Annotated in this window: 15 protein-coding genes and 1 tRNA gene; 12 read left to right on the plus strand and 4 right to left on the minus strand. The window is 47.0% G+C overall.

Features of this window, described 5'->3' with window-relative positions:
• Window positions 1-386: 386 nt before the first annotated feature.
• The 9 genes from rppH (at window position 387) to MHM89_RS13405 (ending at window position 7,921) form a co-directional block, all read left to right on the plus strand.
• Window positions 387-908 carry an RNA pyrophosphohydrolase gene (rppH, locus tag MHM89_RS13365; protein WP_022944084.1) on the plus strand — a complete coding sequence of 174 codons (522 nt, stop codon included), beginning with the start codon at window positions 387-389 and terminating at the stop codon, window positions 906-908.
• A 9-nt stretch (window positions 909-917) separates the two neighbouring features.
• Window positions 918-3,191, plus strand: coding sequence for a phosphoenolpyruvate--protein phosphotransferase (gene ptsP / locus MHM89_RS13370; RefSeq protein ID WP_239409019.1), 2,274 nt, complete (start codon window positions 918-920; stop codon window positions 3,189-3,191).
• A 75-nt stretch (window positions 3,192-3,266) separates the two neighbouring features.
• Window positions 3,267-4,073 (plus strand): sulfite exporter TauE/SafE family protein, encoded by an 807-nt coding sequence (locus MHM89_RS13375; RefSeq protein ID WP_022944082.1) that lies wholly within the window; start codon window positions 3,267-3,269, stop codon window positions 4,071-4,073.
• 12 nt (window positions 4,074-4,085) lie between these two features.
• Window positions 4,086-4,901, plus strand: coding sequence for a prolipoprotein diacylglyceryl transferase (gene lgt, locus MHM89_RS13380; protein ID WP_239409020.1), 816 nt, complete (start codon window positions 4,086-4,088; stop codon window positions 4,899-4,901).
• A gap of 4 nt (window positions 4,902-4,905) precedes the next feature.
• A complete protein-coding gene (locus MHM89_RS13385; RefSeq protein WP_022944080.1) occupies window positions 4,906-5,739 on the plus strand; it encodes a thymidylate synthase in 834 nt (277 codons plus the stop codon).
• A 79-nt stretch (window positions 5,740-5,818) separates the two neighbouring features.
• On the plus strand, window positions 5,819-6,412 hold the full coding sequence (locus MHM89_RS13390) for a FlgO family outer membrane protein (protein ID WP_239409021.1): 594 nt from the start codon (window positions 5,819-5,821) through the stop codon (window positions 6,410-6,412).
• 12 nt (window positions 6,413-6,424) lie between these two features.
• Window positions 6,425-7,150, plus strand: a complete 726-nt coding sequence (locus MHM89_RS13395; protein WP_239385719.1) for a FlgO family outer membrane protein — start codon at window positions 6,425-6,427, stop codon at window positions 7,148-7,150.
• 60 nt (window positions 7,151-7,210) lie between these two features.
• Window positions 7,211-7,780 (plus strand): FlgO family outer membrane protein, encoded by a 570-nt coding sequence (locus tag MHM89_RS13400; protein WP_022944077.1) that lies wholly within the window; start codon window positions 7,211-7,213, stop codon window positions 7,778-7,780.
• A 66-nt stretch (window positions 7,781-7,846) separates the two neighbouring features.
• Window positions 7,847-7,921: transfer RNA gene (locus MHM89_RS13405), tRNA-Arg, on the plus strand.
• A 148-nt stretch (window positions 7,922-8,069) separates the two neighbouring features.
• Here the strand turns inward: MHM89_RS13405 and MHM89_RS13410 are convergent.
• The 3 genes from MHM89_RS13410 to MHM89_RS13420 form a co-directional block, all read right to left on the minus strand.
• The gene (locus MHM89_RS13410) at window positions 8,070-9,518 is read right to left on the minus strand and encodes a dihydrolipoyl dehydrogenase (protein ID WP_239409022.1); all 1,449 of its coding nucleotides are present in this window, start codon (window positions 9,516-9,518) and stop codon (window positions 8,070-8,072) included.
• Window positions 9,519-9,561: 43 nt separating this feature from the next.
• On the minus strand, window positions 9,562-10,302 hold the full coding sequence (locus MHM89_RS13415; protein WP_239409023.1) for a glutathione peroxidase: 741 nt from the start codon (window positions 10,300-10,302) through the stop codon (window positions 9,562-9,564).
• A 149-nt stretch (window positions 10,303-10,451) separates the two neighbouring features.
• Complete coding sequence (locus MHM89_RS13420) at window positions 10,452-11,621, minus strand: flagellar assembly protein T N-terminal domain-containing protein (protein ID WP_022944072.1); 1,170 nt, start codon at window positions 11,619-11,621, stop codon at window positions 10,452-10,454.
• A gap of 127 nt (window positions 11,622-11,748) precedes the next feature.
• Between MHM89_RS13420 and MHM89_RS13425 the strand changes: the two genes are divergently transcribed.
• The 3 genes from MHM89_RS13425 (at window position 11,749) to MHM89_RS13435 (ending at window position 15,093) form a co-directional block, all read left to right on the plus strand.
• Window positions 11,749-12,204, plus strand: coding sequence for an LPP20 family lipoprotein (locus tag MHM89_RS13425; protein ID WP_026110991.1), 456 nt, complete (start codon window positions 11,749-11,751; stop codon window positions 12,202-12,204).
• Between the two features lie 307 nt (window positions 12,205-12,511).
• Window positions 12,512-13,147, plus strand: a complete 636-nt coding sequence (locus MHM89_RS13430; RefSeq protein ID WP_151172381.1) for a transglutaminase-like cysteine peptidase — start codon at window positions 12,512-12,514, stop codon at window positions 13,145-13,147.
• On the plus strand, window positions 13,144-15,093 hold the full coding sequence (locus MHM89_RS13435; RefSeq protein ID WP_239409024.1) for a LapD/MoxY N-terminal periplasmic domain-containing protein: 1,950 nt from the start codon (window positions 13,144-13,146) through the stop codon (window positions 15,091-15,093). The genes MHM89_RS13430 and MHM89_RS13435 overlap by 4 nt, the downstream gene beginning before the upstream one ends.
• Here MHM89_RS13435 and MHM89_RS13440 read toward each other — a convergent pair.
• Complete coding sequence (locus tag MHM89_RS13440) at window positions 15,090-15,686, minus strand: response regulator transcription factor (RefSeq protein ID WP_239409025.1); 597 nt, start codon at window positions 15,684-15,686, stop codon at window positions 15,090-15,092. The genes MHM89_RS13435 and MHM89_RS13440 overlap by 4 nt on opposite strands.
• Between the last annotated feature and the right edge of the window lie 2 nt (window positions 15,687-15,688).

The raw sequence follows: 15,688 nt of genomic DNA on the forward strand, positions 1-15,688 counted from the left end.
TCTCGGCTAAGTATTGCTAGCAAGTGCCTTAGTTGGTGTTATTTTGAACATGTTTTCAGTGGTTAAAATAACATCGCTTTATAAGTCCTTGTCGAAAAATAACATTATGAAAAATAAAGATATTTTCCATTGTTCCTCTCGGGCTTTAATAATGTGCTGTTGTTTTAATCCACAAAATACAGTCCTATAAACATATTTATCCACAGAATCTGTGGAGAAACACCTTTTTATGATCATCAATTGTGGATTTGTTCTATTTTTACCCTTGTTTTTTAAAAGTTATGCACAACTTGTGAGTAAGTTGGTGTTTAGTGCGAATAATATTTGCTGTGCTTTAGGGATTATGGAACAATCGATAAAAATCGACTTACAAATGAGGCACTAAGGTGATTGATGCCGAAGGTTTTCGTGCCAATGTCGGAATCGTAATTTGTAATAACCAAGGCCAAGTCTTTTGGGCTCGTCGTTACGGACAGCATTCTTGGCAATTCCCGCAAGGTGGCGTAGACGATGGGGAAACGCCCGAGCAAACCATGTATCGTGAATTACACGAGGAGGTTGGCTTACTCCCTGAAGATGTAGAGATATTGGCAAGTTCTAGACATTGGTTGCGTTATAAGTTACCGAAGCGGTTGATCCGCAGAGATTCCACACCTGTGTGTATTGGCCAAAAACAAAAATGGTTCTTGCTAAAATTAAAGTGCAAAGATGAAGACGTGGATTTACTTAAAACTCACCACCCTGAGTTTGATGACTGGCGTTGGGTGAGTTATTGGTATCCTGTACGTCAGGTCGTGGCCTTTAAACGCGACGTATACCGCCGGGTAATGAAAGAGTTTGCGCCGGTTGCTATGCCTTTTAATCGCAAGGAGTCACAGCCGCAAGGGCAGTGGCGCCAACGCCGATAGGAGAACACCATGTTAGCCACCATGCGCACCATCGTCGAGCAAGTTGCTCAGCAACCGAGTTTGGAAAGCGCATTGGTGGTATTTGTATCGCAAGTAAAAAAAGCGATGCGCACCGAGTGTTGCTCAATTTACTTCGCTGATTACAGTAAAGATAACTTCGTTTTAATGGCCACCGATGGCCTCAATCCTGGTGCTGTGGGTCAGTTTCGAGTCGGCTTTACTGAAGGCTTGGTGGGCTTAGTGGCGCAGCGTGAAGAACCTATTAATTTGGCTTATGCCAAATCGCACCCGCGCTTTGTCACCTCCGATTTAGTGCAAGAAGATCAGTACAATGCTTTTCTCTCTGTACCTATTGTGCATCAACGCCGCGTGCTCGGTGTTATTGTCGTGCAGCAGCAGGCTGCGCGCGTATTCAGTGAAGATGAAGAGTCATTTTTAATTACTCTTTCTGCTCAGCTAGCACCTCAGTTGGCCGACGCACAACTGCAAACCCTGCTCAACCAAGATGGGCAAAGCCAGCGCTCCACAACTCTTAAAGGCATATCCGGCTCGCCGGGTATCGCTTTAGGGCAGGCCTATGTGGTGTTGCCTAAGGTTGACTTTTCGTCGGTTGAAATGCGCAAAGAGCCTAACAAACTCAAACAAAAGCAGCTATTTTTCCAGGCGGTAGCCGCCACTCACAAAGAATTCAGCACCCTGGCAGCGTCGATGCAAGGGCACCTTCCCGATGAGGCTGTGGCCGTCTTTGAAGTGTATTTACAGCTTCTTGATGCGAAGAGCTTAGGACGTGATGTTGAATTAGAAATAGCCGATGGTTGGTGCGCCAAAAGTGCGCTGAAGCGGGTTATTGAGCGTCTAGTGCAGCAATTTAATGCTATGCAAGACCCTTATATAAAGGAGCGCGCTGTTGATGTTAAAGACATTGGTTTACGGGTTCTGCATCACCTATTAAATACCGAGAAGGCCACCAAGGTGTATCCAGACGATACAATTTTGGTGGCGCACACATTAACCCCAGCTATGCTAGCTCAGGTTCCCAAAGAAAAACTCAAAGGGGTGGTCAGCGTCCATGGTGCGGCCAACTCCCACGCCTCTATTCTTACCAAGGCGATGAACATTCCCACCGTGTGGGGCATCAATGATATTCCTCTATTGCAGTTTGACCAAAAGGAATTGATTGTTGATGCTTATGCGGGGCGCGTCTATTTATGTCCTAGCGAGGCTCTTAAGCAAGAGTATGCGCAAGTACAGCATCACGATGCTAAATTACATGACCAGTTTGAGTCTGAGCACCATCTCGAGGCGAAAACCGCAGACGGGAAAAGCATCGACTTGTTGCTTAACGCTGGCTTGGATTTAGGCAGTGAGCTCAATAGTGCCCGATATTGCGATGGTGTTGGGCTGTACCGCACCGAATCATGGTTTATGCAAAAGGGAACGTTTCCGTCTCAGCATGAGCAAGAGGTGTGGTATCGCCAAGTACTCAGCAGCTACCACCCTGCGCCAGTTACTATGCGTACACTGGATATTGGCGGCGATAAGGCACTGGATTATTTCGATATTGACGAGGAAAATCCGTTCTTAGGGTGGCGCGGTATTCGCGTAAGTTTGGATCATCCGGAGCTTTTCCTCGATCAACTGAAAGCCATGATCAAGGCCAATACTGGCTTGGGTAATCTACGTATTATGTTGCCGATGATAAGTGATATCGGGGAGGTCGATGACGCGTCTGCGCTGATGGAACGTGCTTATTATGAGTTGCAACAAGATGCACCGGATCAATTCAGCTATATTGATAAGCCGCTAGTGGGAGTGATGATTGAGGTGCCCTCGAGCATGTATTTACTCAAGGAGTTAGCGGCCAAAGTTGATTTTTGTTCGGTGGGCAGCAACGATTTAACTCAGTATCTGTTAGCTGTGGATAGAGCTAATTCCAGAGTGGCTGGGCTTTTTGATCCTTATCATCCTGCGGTTTTACGAGCTTTAAACGGTATTGCCCAGCAATGCCAAAACGCCAACTTTCCCTTTAGCCTATGTGGTGAACTTGCCGGTGAGCCTGAAGGCGCGGTGCTCCTTATTGCTATGGGATTTGACAGCCTAAGTATGAACTTCAGCTCGTTACACAAAGTGAAATGGGTGATCCGCCGTGTCGGCTTGGCCGCTTGTGAGGTGCTATTGCATCAATGTTTGGCTGCTTCCAGTGCAAAGAAAGTGCACCGCTTGGTGCGTGAATTTATGCTCGAAAACCACCTTGGCGCGCTTCTTTATACGCAAAAAGAGTGATCAATAAGTGGTCGTGAAATTGCCTTTATAACCTGATATATTAGCGCTATAAGAAAAGTTTATAAGAAGGGCGGTATGGCTGACCTGATATGGCTATTTTTGCTATGCACAGTGCTTGGCAGCGTAGTAGGCTTTTTAGCTGGATTACTGGGAATAGGAGGTGGCTTACTTATTGTCCCGGCGCTTTCGGCGTTATTGGTGCACTTTCATGTCACGGATGTTGAGCACGTGTTAGTGATTGCCATTGCTACCTCCTTGGCTTCGATTTTATTTACCTCCACCTCTTCTGCTTTGGCGCATCATCGTAATCAAAATGTCCCCTGGCAAGTTGCACCTTGGGTGCTTGTAGGCGTCTCACTGGGCGCCCTGATAAGCGGCTTTATGGCAAGTTATATACCTCAACAGGGATTGAAAACCATATTTGCTGTCTGTGTGATGTTCATTGCAATGCGTATGATTGTCTCTACGCGCAGAGTGATGAAGACTCGGGCCATGCCTAAAGGTCCTGTGGTTGCTGCTAGTACCTCGGTACTTGGGGCCATATCCGGGTTAATCGGTATCGGCGGCGGCGCGCTTGTGGTGCCGCTTTTAAATTATTTTTCTGTGGATATGAAAAAGGCCATTGGCTGCGCCGCAGTCAGTGGCATAGCCATTGCGCTGTTTGGCTGCTTGGGTTACATTGCCTCCGGGTGGCAAGTGAAGAGTTTAAGCGATGGCTTCTTGGGCTTTGTGTATTTACCTGCTTTAGCGGGGATTGTTGTCACCTCCTGGTTCACTGCTCCTTTTGGCGCGCGAGCAACGCATTTTTTACCAGTATCGCAAATTAAGAAAATCTTCGCCGTGCTATTGGTGGTGATCGCCTTGCGAATGGTGTTTAGTTAGGCATTGGAATTTATGGCTTTAGAGTTTCCGCAAATCGACCCCATTATTTTTGAAGTGGGTCCGGTGGCTGTACGTTGGTATGGCTTGATGTATTTAATTGGCTTTGCTTTCGCTCTATGGCTGGCAAACCGACAGGCAGCAAAACCTGGCTCAGGGTGGAGCAAAGAGCAGGTAAGCGATCTGCTGTTTTACGGCATGCTCGGTGTGATCCTCGGCGGACGTGTGGGCTATGTGCTGTTTTATCAGTTTAGTTATTTTCTCGAAAATCCATTGTATTTACTGCGTATTGACCAAGGCGGAATGTCCTTTCACGGAGGCACCCTCGGCGTGATCGCGGCGATTGTGTGGTTCGCTAAAGCCAAAGGTAAGTCTATCTTGGCGGTGGGCGACTTTGTGGTGCCTTTGGTGCCGCTGGGGTTGCTGGCCGGGCGCATTGGTAACTTTATCAATGGCGAGCTTTGGGGGCGCACATCTGATGTGCCTTGGGCTATGGTATTTCCTACTGGCGGGCCTGAGCCAAGACACCCTTCACAATTATACGAGGCATTTTTTGAGGGCCTCGTGCTGTTTCTTATTTTGCAGTGGTTTATACGCAAGCCACGCCCAGCAGGCAGTGTCGCCGGATTGTTTTTACTCGGTTACGGGGTATTCCGTTTTGCCATTGAGTACTTCCGTGAACCTGACGCTCATTTAGGCCTGTTTGCAGACTTTATTTCCATGGGGCAAATTTTATCCTTGCCAATGATTATCGTGGGTGCTGGGCTGATGTATTGGGCATACCAGCGTAACAACAGCTCAGAGAAACACGGTTCACAACAACCAAGCTAATACTATGAAGCAATATTTAGATTTAATGCGCCATGTGAAAGAGCATGGCACCAAAAAAGAAGACCGGACCGGTACCGGTACCCTTAGTGTATTCGGCTATCAAATGCGCTTTAATTTGCAAGAAGGGTTTCCCTTGGTGACCACCAAGAAATGTCATTTGCGCTCGATTATCCACGAGTTGTTGTGGTTCCTTAAGGGCGATACCAATATTGGTTATCTTAACGATAATGGCGTGCGCATTTGGGATGGTTGGGCGACGGCAGAAGGTGAGCTGGGCCCAGTGTATGGCAAACAATGGCGCAGCTGGGAAGGTCCTAATGGTGAAGTGATTGACCAGATTAAGGACGTGGTCGAGCAAATTAAAACTAATCCAGATTCACGACGCTTAATTGTCAGTGCCTGGAATCCAGCATTGTTGCCAGACACTCAGTTTAGCCCTAGCGAAAATGCTGCTAAGGGCAAGCAAGCACTGCCGCCGTGTCACACGCTATTCCAATTCTATGTGCTTGATGGCAAGCTGAGTTGTCAGCTATACCAACGTAGTGCAGATATTTTCTTAGGTGTGCCGTTTAATATTGCCAGCTATGCGTTACTGACCATGATGATAGCGCAAGTATGCGATTTAGAATTAGGCGACTTTGTCCATACCTTTGGCGATGCGCACTTGTACTTGAACCACTTACAGCAAGTAGACGAACAGCTTGGGCGTGAACCCTTCGCCAAACCGACCATGAAGATTAACCCTGAAGTGAAAGATATCTTTTCTTTTAGCTTTGATGACTTTGAGCTGGTGGATTACCAGTGCCATCCTCATATCAAGGCGCCTGTTGCTATTTAATCTAGCCTCAGGTTATTGCTGGCACCTTTATTGCAGGCACATTAAATAATATTCATAAATGTGTTTCGATGAGGGTGTCATGCGACTCTTAATCACGATTTTGCTAGCGGCGCTGGTGACGGCTTGTGCGCCTTCACAACGCATAGAAATTGTGCCCCGTGTCGGTGAATACCGACCTGTACAAGAAAATACTATTCACCAATATAGTATCCGTCTTGCCAATAATATGACAACGGCGCTGCAAAGCATTGCTCCGGGTGCCAAAGTCGCAGTCGGCACCTTTTTGCCGCCTCAGTCTTTAACGCTCAAGCAAATGACACCTCAGCAACATCAGATAGCTTTACAACTTCAAGAGAGTTTTATCACCCTCTACAATCAAATGGGTTTCTCTGTGGTTGAATATCGAACCCGTAATAGTATTGCTTTGCGTGACGGCGGAGATGTTATGTTGAGCCGAGAGGTAGGGCAGTTAGCAGCCCGTCACGGCATCGACTTTTTTGTTACCGGGACTATGACCCCACAGCAAGATGCTTATGTGGTCAATGTGCGGATGATTAATATCAGTAATAATGAGGTGGTCGCGGCGGCGACGGACTATTTACCTAATAATGTGTTAACTAGTGCCGATAAAGTACATATGCAAAATGGCCATATTGAGCGCCGCGCTTATTAACGAGGAAAGACTATGAACACTCCCGCAATTTCAGGGCTTTTATCGCTGACCTTAGCTGTAGCTGGTTGTGCCAGTATGAATCAATGGACCGCGCATGAAGATGAAGTAAAGCGCCAGGCAATTGAAGAGTATGAAAGTGCTCATCAGCAGGTTAAAGTGATTGGTGCCCCAGAGCAATCCGTGGCTGGTAATACAGCTCAGTATCAAGGCCTTAACAATCCTCTTAAAGTACATTCTAGCCGCCAAAGTTACGCGAAACATTCTGTGAAAAACATTAACCATTATGTGCGCGGATTGATGCAAGATATGATGAGTAACATTGATGCCAGCGCACAAAACCAGGTTATGGCAGTATCAAGCTTCGTCTACTTAGATACCGACTACCAGCAGGGCACATTATTGGGCAACCAATTGGCAGAGAGCTTTATGCATGAGTTGCATGAATTTGGGGTGCCTGTAGTGGATTACAAGACCACCGATTACATTCGTGTAACCCCTGATGGCGACTTCGCTTATAGCCGTGACTTTTTAGAGTTGCAGCAAGATCACCCAATGCGCTTAGTGTTAGCGGGCACGCTGGTGAAACACCAAGGCGGAGTCTTAGTGAATGCGCGGATTGTTAGCGTCAATTCGAAAATGGTCATTGCCAGCTCTCAAGGTTTGATCCCCAACGATGTAGTAAACGCGTTACTGAGTAACGCCAGCTATAATGGTGTGGAGCTCAGCCAAGCGAATTAGTTATAAAGTTTTTAGCCCTGGCGCCGATAACCGACTATATGGCTTAAGTGGGTAAAAACAATGATAAAGCGTTTTCTTGTTGGCGCCATGGTAACAACCATGGCCATGGCTGCATGGGCTCAAAGTGAGCCAAGCAAGGTCGAGATAAACCCTCTGTATATCAGTGTTGATAGAGGGTTTAACAATGCTCACCACAAACACCTAGGGGATTACACTCAACAATTGGCATTGAAACTCAGTGATACCATGGCGACACAACATGTCAGCCATATTGCAGTGACCAGTTTCGTTGACTTTGATCATCGCCTTGATAACGCTGGCGCCCTTGGTAACCAGTTAGCCGAAGGGCTGATGACAGACCTGCAACAATTTGGTTTTGCAACGGTCGAGCACAAGCTTAAACGCGCTATTTCTGTTCAACCATCCGGTGACTTTGCCCTTTCTCGTCATGCCAGCGAGTTGGCTGAGTCGGTGGGTGTAGACCATGTTCTCACCGGTACACTGGTGTACCGCCCCAATGGTGTGGTGATTAATGCTCGAGTGATCAGTAGTCAGGATCAAGTCATTAAAGCCAGCGCCCGCCAGTTTATTCCTTACTTTGTTTTAGACGACCTATTGCCGCATGGTTAATAGCTCAGCGTTTATGCCTTAAGCTATTGCTATTTAAGGTGAAGTTATTTGATAATAGAGGCCAGTGGCCTCTTAGTTAAATGGATATAACAACCCCCTCCTAAGGGGTAGTTGCAGGTTCGATTCCTGCAGGGGCTGCCAGTTTATCCGCATCGACCTATCACCATAAAAGCACTTTTTATTCGTGTTAAAGACAGTACTTAGCAGATAAATACGATAACGGTCTTGCGATGCGTGCTTAGGTACCTATGCCTCTGGGTCGTGGACTCAGAGGCCGAAACAGGTATTACTAGGCGCCAGGGCCGCACTCTATACAGTGTCTAATAATATCAGGACCAAACTTTAGCTTGGCGTTAACGTTTCGTAGCGCCGTGCGCACGCCTTCCTCTATGACTGGGTGGTAAAATGGCATCTCTAACATTTGTGGTACAGTCATTTTGTTTTGCACCGCCCAGGCAAGCAAGTGAGCGATATGCTCGGCTGCAGGGCCTATCATTTCGGCGCCCAAAAATAGGCCGCTGCCTTGCTCTGCGTAAACTCTTAACATCCCTTTATTTTTTAACATAACGCGGCTGCGTCCTTGGTTTTCAAAGCTTACTTCGCCGATTTCATAGCAGCCACAATCACCAAAGCGTTTACTTACTTGCTGATAAGACTCGCCAACCATCGCAATTTGTGGGTCGCTAAATACAGCCGCAATTGGCGCTCGACGTAAGCCATTACGCACATCAGGGTAGCGTCCTGCATTGTGCCCTGCGATAGTGCCTTGATCCGTAGCTTCATGTAGCAGCGGCACCATATTACTGGCATCTCCGGCAATAAATATGTTGCTGTCCCCGCATTGCATAGTGTATTCATCGGCAATGGGGACTCCTCGCTCATCAAGCTCTAGCGATGTATTTGTCAATGCTAGCTTATCGACGTTCGGTTTGCGGCCTGTGGCGGCAAGCACGTAGTCGAACTGTTCGCTGTGTTGTTGTCCATGACCGTCGGTATAAGTGAATTGAGCTTTATCGCCGACTTGTCGCATATTTGTCACTTGAGCATCGGCGTCTACGAAAAACTCTTCAGCGAAGGTGGTGGCGGCATAATCTTTTAAGACTGGATCGCTTAGCGGGCCAATCGCTCCGCCAACGCCGAATAACTTTACGCGTACCCCTAAACGATGCAATGCTTGGCCAAGCTCTAGACCAATAACGCCAGGGCCAAAAACAGCCACAGACTCGGGTAAGTCTTGCCAGTCAAAAACCTCATCGTTAACAATTAAGCGCTCGCCAAAGTTGTTAAACGCTTCTGGGTAGCTAGGTCGGGAGCCGGTGGCGATAACGACACGCTTGGCTTCAATTAACGTATGATCAGCGACTTGAACTTGATGATCATTAATAAATTGTGCGTGGCCAATCAGACGGTCTTGCGGGTCGATATCTTCGACTGCATCAATTACAAAGCCAACAAAGCGATCACGTTCGCTGCGCACGCGATGCATCACTGCCTGACCATCAATAATAGGGGCTTGGGTATTAATACCGAAACGGTTTGCTGTGTGCACACTGTGGGCTGCTTCTGCAGCGGCGATCAAGAGTTTGCTAGGCATGCAGCCAACTCGCGCACAAGTTGTTCCGTAATGGCCTGCCTCAACCATGAGTACCTTATTGGTATGTTCTTTCGCGCTGCGATAAGCACTTAGACCGGCTGAGCCTGCGCCAATGACTAAAACATCGGTGCTCACTTTATTCATAGCAGTGTCCTTATAAAAAGGGCCCGCAGGCCCTTAAAATGAATTAGTTGTTAGTGAAGTAAAGGGAAAGCTCATCAGAGCCACCTATATGTTGCCCACCAATAAATACTTGCGGGACCGTATCTCTACCGGATATTGCTTTTAAGCTGGTAAGCGACGCTTGACTACCTAACACAATTTCCTCAAAAGCAAGACCGTGCTGCGAAAGCATTGCTTTCGCTTTGGTACAAAACGGGCATCCCGGCTTAGTAATAATGCTTACCGGCTGTGGCTTACTTTGTTTGGGGTTAATATAATCAAGCATAGTATCTGCATCCGATACCTCAAAAGGGTCGCCTGGTTTTTGCGGCTCGATAAACATCTTCTCGACCACACCGTCTTTCACGAGCATGGAGTAGCGCCAGCTACGTTTACCAAAACCTAGGTCGTTCTTGTCGACCAGCATGCCCATGCCGTCGGTGAACTCGCCGTTACCGTCAGGGAGTAAGGTAATATTGTCGGCTTCTTGGTGCTCAGCCCAGGCATTCATCACAAATGTATCGTTTACCGACACACAGACAATGTCATCTACGCCATTTTGTTTTAGTACACCGGCAAGTTCGTTGTAGCGTGGTAAGTGTGTTGACGAGCAGGTTGGTGTAAACGCACCGGGCAATGAGAACACCACGACCGTCTTACCTGAAAAGATATCGTCTGAGGTAAGTTGTTGCCATTGCTCGCCTTTACGCACTGCAAATGTCACCTGAGGAATTCGTTGGCCTTCGCTGTTGTTAAATGTTGTCATACTGATAATCTCCTTTCGATGTGTTGGGTACAGTGTGACAAAAGCGAATTGATTTGTATATCAGTAAGAATTGATGACTTTGATTGTTAAAATCGAACGTTGAACGTATCTTGATTTTAAATGGTACCCAGGGAAGTGCTGAGCCTAGGCTATTGGCTCAGCAACACTAAGTCGTTGAGTTGAATATTCGCCAGTGGCCGTTTACCAATATTAGTGGCAATGGCACTGTGTTGGTAAAGCTGATTCACTTCTACACGGTGTAAGGTGGTTACCTGACGTGGCAAATGTTTGCCTGCATAGGTGGTGAGGTTGCTGCTATGCGCCAAAGTGAGTTGCTGACCCATCACTAAGCCGTTGGCTTTACCTAAGTTGACAACTACTTGGTCACCATCAATATGCTGAATTAATCCACGGGTGGGTAGGCAGCGCAGCTCATTGTTAAGGTCAAACATCACTTTCTCACTAAGCGCAGTAATGGCTCGTCCGTATTGGCTTTGCCAAAAAGTGCCACTGTTTACATCGATACGAGCGGTTTTTTCAAACTGCCAAGGCCCTTGAGTTTGATAGGCTTTTTGCCATATTTTTTCAAAGCTCAAGGCATCGAATAACGCAAACTCTACATTAAAATAGCGGTTATAGCTTTCATCCTGCCAAAATGCATAATCATTATTCAATTGCTTGCCGGTGGAAATATCGGTGATTTGCGAGAGTAACACGTACTGACTGTTACTTTTGTCGCGAATATATTCCAGTACGTTTTCATCATACTGAAATTGCTGTGTAAAGAAGGGGCTAACATCCACCGCTTCTTTAAAATAAGGAATAGGCAGCATAGCTAATTGCGTTTGGCTCATAATTGCGTAGAGCTGCTTAGTAAAAGCAGGGGCTACGTCAAATATTTGACCATAACGAGCTTGCTGTGGATTATCCAATGCCGTGCGTGTGAGAGCAAAGTGGCTAATAAAGTCTTGTTCAGGGCATTGCTGTGGGTTGTCTAACACTTCAATTTGCATGGTGACACTGATCATGCCATCACTTTGTTGCTCTTCGAGCAGCTGCATCTGTTGTACTTGACCATGTGCTTGCAAAGAAAGGTGATCCTGAGTGAGCACGCCGTTAGTCAAGGTCTGCACACTGGATAGCTCCAGCCCTGAATATAATAACGCCTGTTTTATAGCGTCACTGACCGCGTTGGCGCGTGCTGTTTCGGTATCTCCATCCTCTAAAGTCGCAACCCCTGTGGTTTGCAACCATTGGGCGCTGACACTCGGGCTTATTAGTGCAATCATCAGTGCGCACACAGATGCCAAATATCGCATAGTTATCCCACCTAAAAATGTTCTTGCAACAAAGATAGCAAAGAACATACCAACTCCCCTGTAATAGTGGCATTTATCGTGCATACTACTGAACATAGGTTTAGAGACAATCAGTGTGGAGCAAAACATGCTACGAATGATGATACTGCTGATCAGCACATGGAGCATGCTCGGTTGCAGCAGTGTGTTTGATAAGCACGTTGAATACGCCATAGAGCAGCCTGACAATTATCCGATTTTACGTGCGATTGGCTACGCGCCTATTGCACCGCAGCCCGGTGAAAGCGCTCAGCAAAAATCGCTGATGGCGATGAAAGCTTCAAAGATAGAAGCCTATCGGGAGTTGGCGGAGCAGGTTTATGGCCAACAAATGCAAGGGCAAACCACCGTTGCCAATGCCATTGCTGGAGATGATGTACTGCAAGCGCGGGTTCAAGGGGTGATCCGAGGGGCTCGAGTTAAACGCAGTTATGTTGTTGGCGATAGTTATGCGACTGAATTAGAGCTGGATATGAAGCTAGTACACGATCTTTACATTACTCAGAGTAAGCCTCGCAAGGTAAAAAAGGTCACTTACTACTGAGGTGCTTGCTGATATACAACATTGCCCCAAGTGTACGCCAGTGCGCTTGGGTTTATCTTTTCTTGCCTTTATACACCTGCATTTTTGCTTTAATTTCTAATATCAAACTTATTCTAAGCACCTCTTTATACTGCATTTACGGCTAACATCGGGTGCTGCAGAACTGAAAATCACTGCTATGCTTTAATAAATCAAACCCATTGCGTCCTAAGCGGTGCGCAGAAACTATGTAGGCCTTTAGGACGTAGTGAGCAGTGCGAAAATTATAAATAAAATACGGTGGCTGGGGCTAGGTTTAGTGTTCGCCATGACGTTGCTCATGAGTGGCATTCACGCTGGCGCAACTATGGACAGCGGCTTGTTTCAAACGCTTATGCGCAACCAATACGGTACTCAACGTTTACTGGTGGCGCAGCGCTGGCAGCAATTACTAGCTAGCTTGAGTGCTGAAACCGAAACCCGCAAAGTGCAACTGGTCAATCAGTTTTTTGCCACGCAAGTGCGCTACCGCACCGACCAACTTCTCTACAAACAACAAGATTATTGGGCAACGCCATTAGAAACCTTAGGGCAAGGGCTGGGCGATTGTGAAGACTACGCCATAGCGAAATACGCGTCATTGAGGATGCTAGGCATCGCTGATAATAAGCTGCGGCTTATCTATGTTAAAGCGCAAATAGGCGGCCCTCGCAGCCAAGAGTTTCAAGCGCATATGGTGTTGGGTTATTACCCGACCCCCAGTAGCCAACCCATCATTCTCGACTCGCTCACAAGTGCTATTTTGCCAGCAGCGAAGCGCACTGATTTATATCCGGTATTCAGCTTTAACAGTGAAGGTCTGTGGACTGCAACGTCAACTCACAGTGTGGCCGACCCTCGGGCGAGATTATCTCGCTGGCATTCGGTTTTAAAGAAAATGGAACAGCAAGGAGTTAGGTGGTGATAAAGCAAGCATCTACAGCGTCCTGTGGGGCGCACCGTATATCTCTGGTGGTACAACTGTGGCTGGTGATTGTGGTTATTGCTTTGAGTGGGTTGATCAGCAGCGTACTCATTAGCGGGTACAATGTTAAATCTAGCTTCACCGAAGAGCTTTATTTGAAAAACGCCGATAATGCCACAACCTTAGCGCTTGCGCTCAGTCAGATGGATAAAGACCCAGTGACCGTTGAGCTTTTCGTCTCAGCAGCCTTTGATACCGGCCACTATCAGCAGATTAAATTAGTCGATACACAGGGTGAAGTTGTAGTTGAGCGTTCGCTTACACAGCACGAACATGCTTCAGTACCTAGTTGGTTTGCACAGATGTTTGCTTTTGAGGTCGACGCCGGCGTTGCACAAATAAGCAATGGTTGGCAGCAATACGGCACCTTGTATATTCAGAGTCAGCAAAGATATGCATTAGAAGCTTTATGGGACAATGTGCTCAATTTAGCCAGTGGTTTTGCTATCGTTGCGTTATTGAGCTGTATTGCTGCTTCACTCATTTTACGTTGGGTTCTGAAGCCTTTAGAGCGAGTGGTCGCTCAAGCCCAAGGGTTCTCAAAAAAGCAATTTAAGCAGCTTGCAGTTCCCAATACGGCCGAACTAGCTGAGGTGACAGAGGCGATGAATCATCTGGCTGAGCGCTTTGGTGGCATTCTGCGCGAAGGGAACGAGCGTATCGCCCGCGCACAATACCTAGCCCAGCATGATACAACAACAGGGCTAGCCAATGGTCGGTACTTCCTGTCGCGTATGGAGCAAGAGTTAAAGCAAGTTAGTCATCATCAGCAAGTGCTGATACTAATGCGTTTAGCAAATTACGAGCAACTGCGGGGGAGCTTAAACCCGGAACAGTTTTATAGCTTGGAGAAAGAGCTGGCGCAGTTACTGATTAGGTATGCAGAAACTCAGCAAGATAACCTTCATGACTGGCAACTTGGGCGTATCAGTCATTGTGACTTTGCTCTTCGACTCAATGAGGTAATGGCTGCAGAGGATAGCTCACGGACGCTGACGCAATGCTGTAGTGAATTTAGCGATACCTATAATGGGCTGGTAGAGCTGAGGCACAGTATTACCTATATTGAAGAAAAGCAAAGCGGTGAAGAGGCTTTGCAGCAAGGTCAGCGGTTGTTGGCTATGGCCACTGCTTCCGGTGTAGATATGTACGCCGATGCTGCAACCGAGCATCACCAAGTAGCGGCGGTGACTGGGCAATCCTTAACGCAAGCACTTGAAAAAGAGCAGTTTGAATTAAAGCTCACAGACGTACTGAATTTTGACGATAGCTGCGTGCAAAGTGAAGTCGGTTTATATTTGAAAGTGGGTAACAAGGTCCATTCGCGACGCTACTATCAACGTCTGCTCAGTGAGCAACAATTGGATGCGCAGCTGGACTGGAAAACGGTGAAAACATTTTTCAATGAGAAGTTATGGCTGCATTACGCTCAGCCTCTTGCTATCAAACTCAGTGAAGCGACTCTAGAAGATGAAATCGCTTATACCAGTATTCTTGCATTGATATCGAGTGAGCGGCTGCTAGCATCGCGCCTAACCTTGGAGTTTTCTGAGTCATGTTTAATCAACATGGCTGAACAAGTGAAAGAGTTCTGCCGAGAGGCAAAATTAGTGGGTTGCCAATTAGGTTTAACGGATGCAGGTCAAGCATTGAACCAAGTTGATGGTTTAGAACAGTTGGGGTTAGATATTATAAAGCTTGATAACACCTTGGTGCACAACATCAGTAATGATGAGGCCACCCAACAGTTGGTGAGGCATATTTGTGCACAAGTGCGCCCTTTGGGAGTGATGGTCGTGGTGGAGGAATTGGCTCAAGACATTGCTGTTGAATTACTCAAAGAGTTGGGAGTAAGTGCCCGTATTCAAACTCAGCAGGGGCATTAATGCCCTTGCCCAGCACCGTTGACATGCAACGCTAATTGCAGTCGGTCTTTAACCTGTAGCTTTGCAAATGTCGAGCTTAAATGCTGTTTAACAGTACGCTCAGAAATATAAAGTCGTGCCGCGATAGCCTTGTTGGTTTGTCCTTGAGCCACGAGCTTGGCGACCTCACATTCACGCTCGCTCAGTTTACTTAAATCCGCAGAAGTAGGTGAACAGGCCTTATCGGCGATGGAAAGCGCACCAATAAGGTTGCTTAGCAAGCAGCCAGGAAGCCACAGAGCATTGTTTTCAATCGCGTCACGCGCCTGTTTAAGTACAGCCGTAGTGGCGAACAGTTCAACATAGCCGCGCGCACCTAAGCTAAACCCATGTTGTAATTCACTGACACAGGGATTACGGGTCATCAAAATAATTGCGATATGACGAGCATGTAATTGGCCAATGATCTGTTGCCAATCGGGCATACCAGTGAGTACCCAAGCAACACGAGCGTCGGGTATTTGCTCGGGCAGTGTATAAAGCACTTCTATTGGCTCACCTAGGCGCTGCCAATGGCTAGATATGAGCCCTTGTTCGGTTATAAACAGATCCATGG

It is taken from the genome of Pseudoalteromonas sp. CNC9-20 (assembly GCF_022347875.1).
In the GTDB taxonomy this organism is placed as follows: domain Bacteria; phylum Pseudomonadota; class Gammaproteobacteria; order Enterobacterales; family Alteromonadaceae; genus Pseudoalteromonas; species Pseudoalteromonas ruthenica.

Coding starts and splice junctions, on each gene's coding strand:
- ptsP (WP_239409019.1), top strand. CDS start 918: ATGTTAGCCACCATGCGCACCATCGTCGAGCAAGTTGCTCAGCAACCG.
- MHM89_RS13375 (WP_022944082.1), top strand. CDS start 3,267: ATGGCTGACCTGATATGGCTATTTTTGCTATGCACAGTGCTTGGCAGC.
- lgt (WP_239409020.1), top strand. CDS start 4,086: ATGGCTTTAGAGTTTCCGCAAATCGACCCCATTATTTTTGAAGTGGGT.
- MHM89_RS13385 (WP_022944080.1), top strand. CDS start 4,906: ATGAAGCAATATTTAGATTTAATGCGCCATGTGAAAGAGCATGGCACC.
- MHM89_RS13390 (WP_239409021.1), top strand. CDS start 5,819: ATGCGACTCTTAATCACGATTTTGCTAGCGGCGCTGGTGACGGCTTGT.
- MHM89_RS13395 (WP_239385719.1), top strand. CDS start 6,425: ATGAACACTCCCGCAATTTCAGGGCTTTTATCGCTGACCTTAGCTGTA.
- MHM89_RS13400 (WP_022944077.1), top strand. CDS start 7,211: ATGATAAAGCGTTTTCTTGTTGGCGCCATGGTAACAACCATGGCCATG.
- MHM89_RS13410 (WP_239409022.1), bottom strand. CDS start 9,518: ATGAATAAAGTGAGCACCGATGTTTTAGTCATTGGCGCAGGCTCAGCC.
- MHM89_RS13415 (WP_239409023.1), bottom strand. CDS start 10,302: ATGACAACATTTAACAACAGCGAAGGCCAACGAATTCCTCAGGTGACA.
- MHM89_RS13420 (WP_022944072.1), bottom strand. CDS start 11,621: ATGCGATATTTGGCATCTGTGTGCGCACTGATGATTGCACTAATAAGC.
- MHM89_RS13425 (WP_026110991.1), top strand. CDS start 11,749: ATGCTACGAATGATGATACTGCTGATCAGCACATGGAGCATGCTCGGT.
- MHM89_RS13430 (WP_151172381.1), top strand. CDS start 12,512: ATGACGTTGCTCATGAGTGGCATTCACGCTGGCGCAACTATGGACAGC.
- MHM89_RS13440 (WP_239409025.1), bottom strand. CDS start 15,686: ATGGATCTGTTTATAACCGAACAAGGGCTCATATCTAGCCATTGGCAG.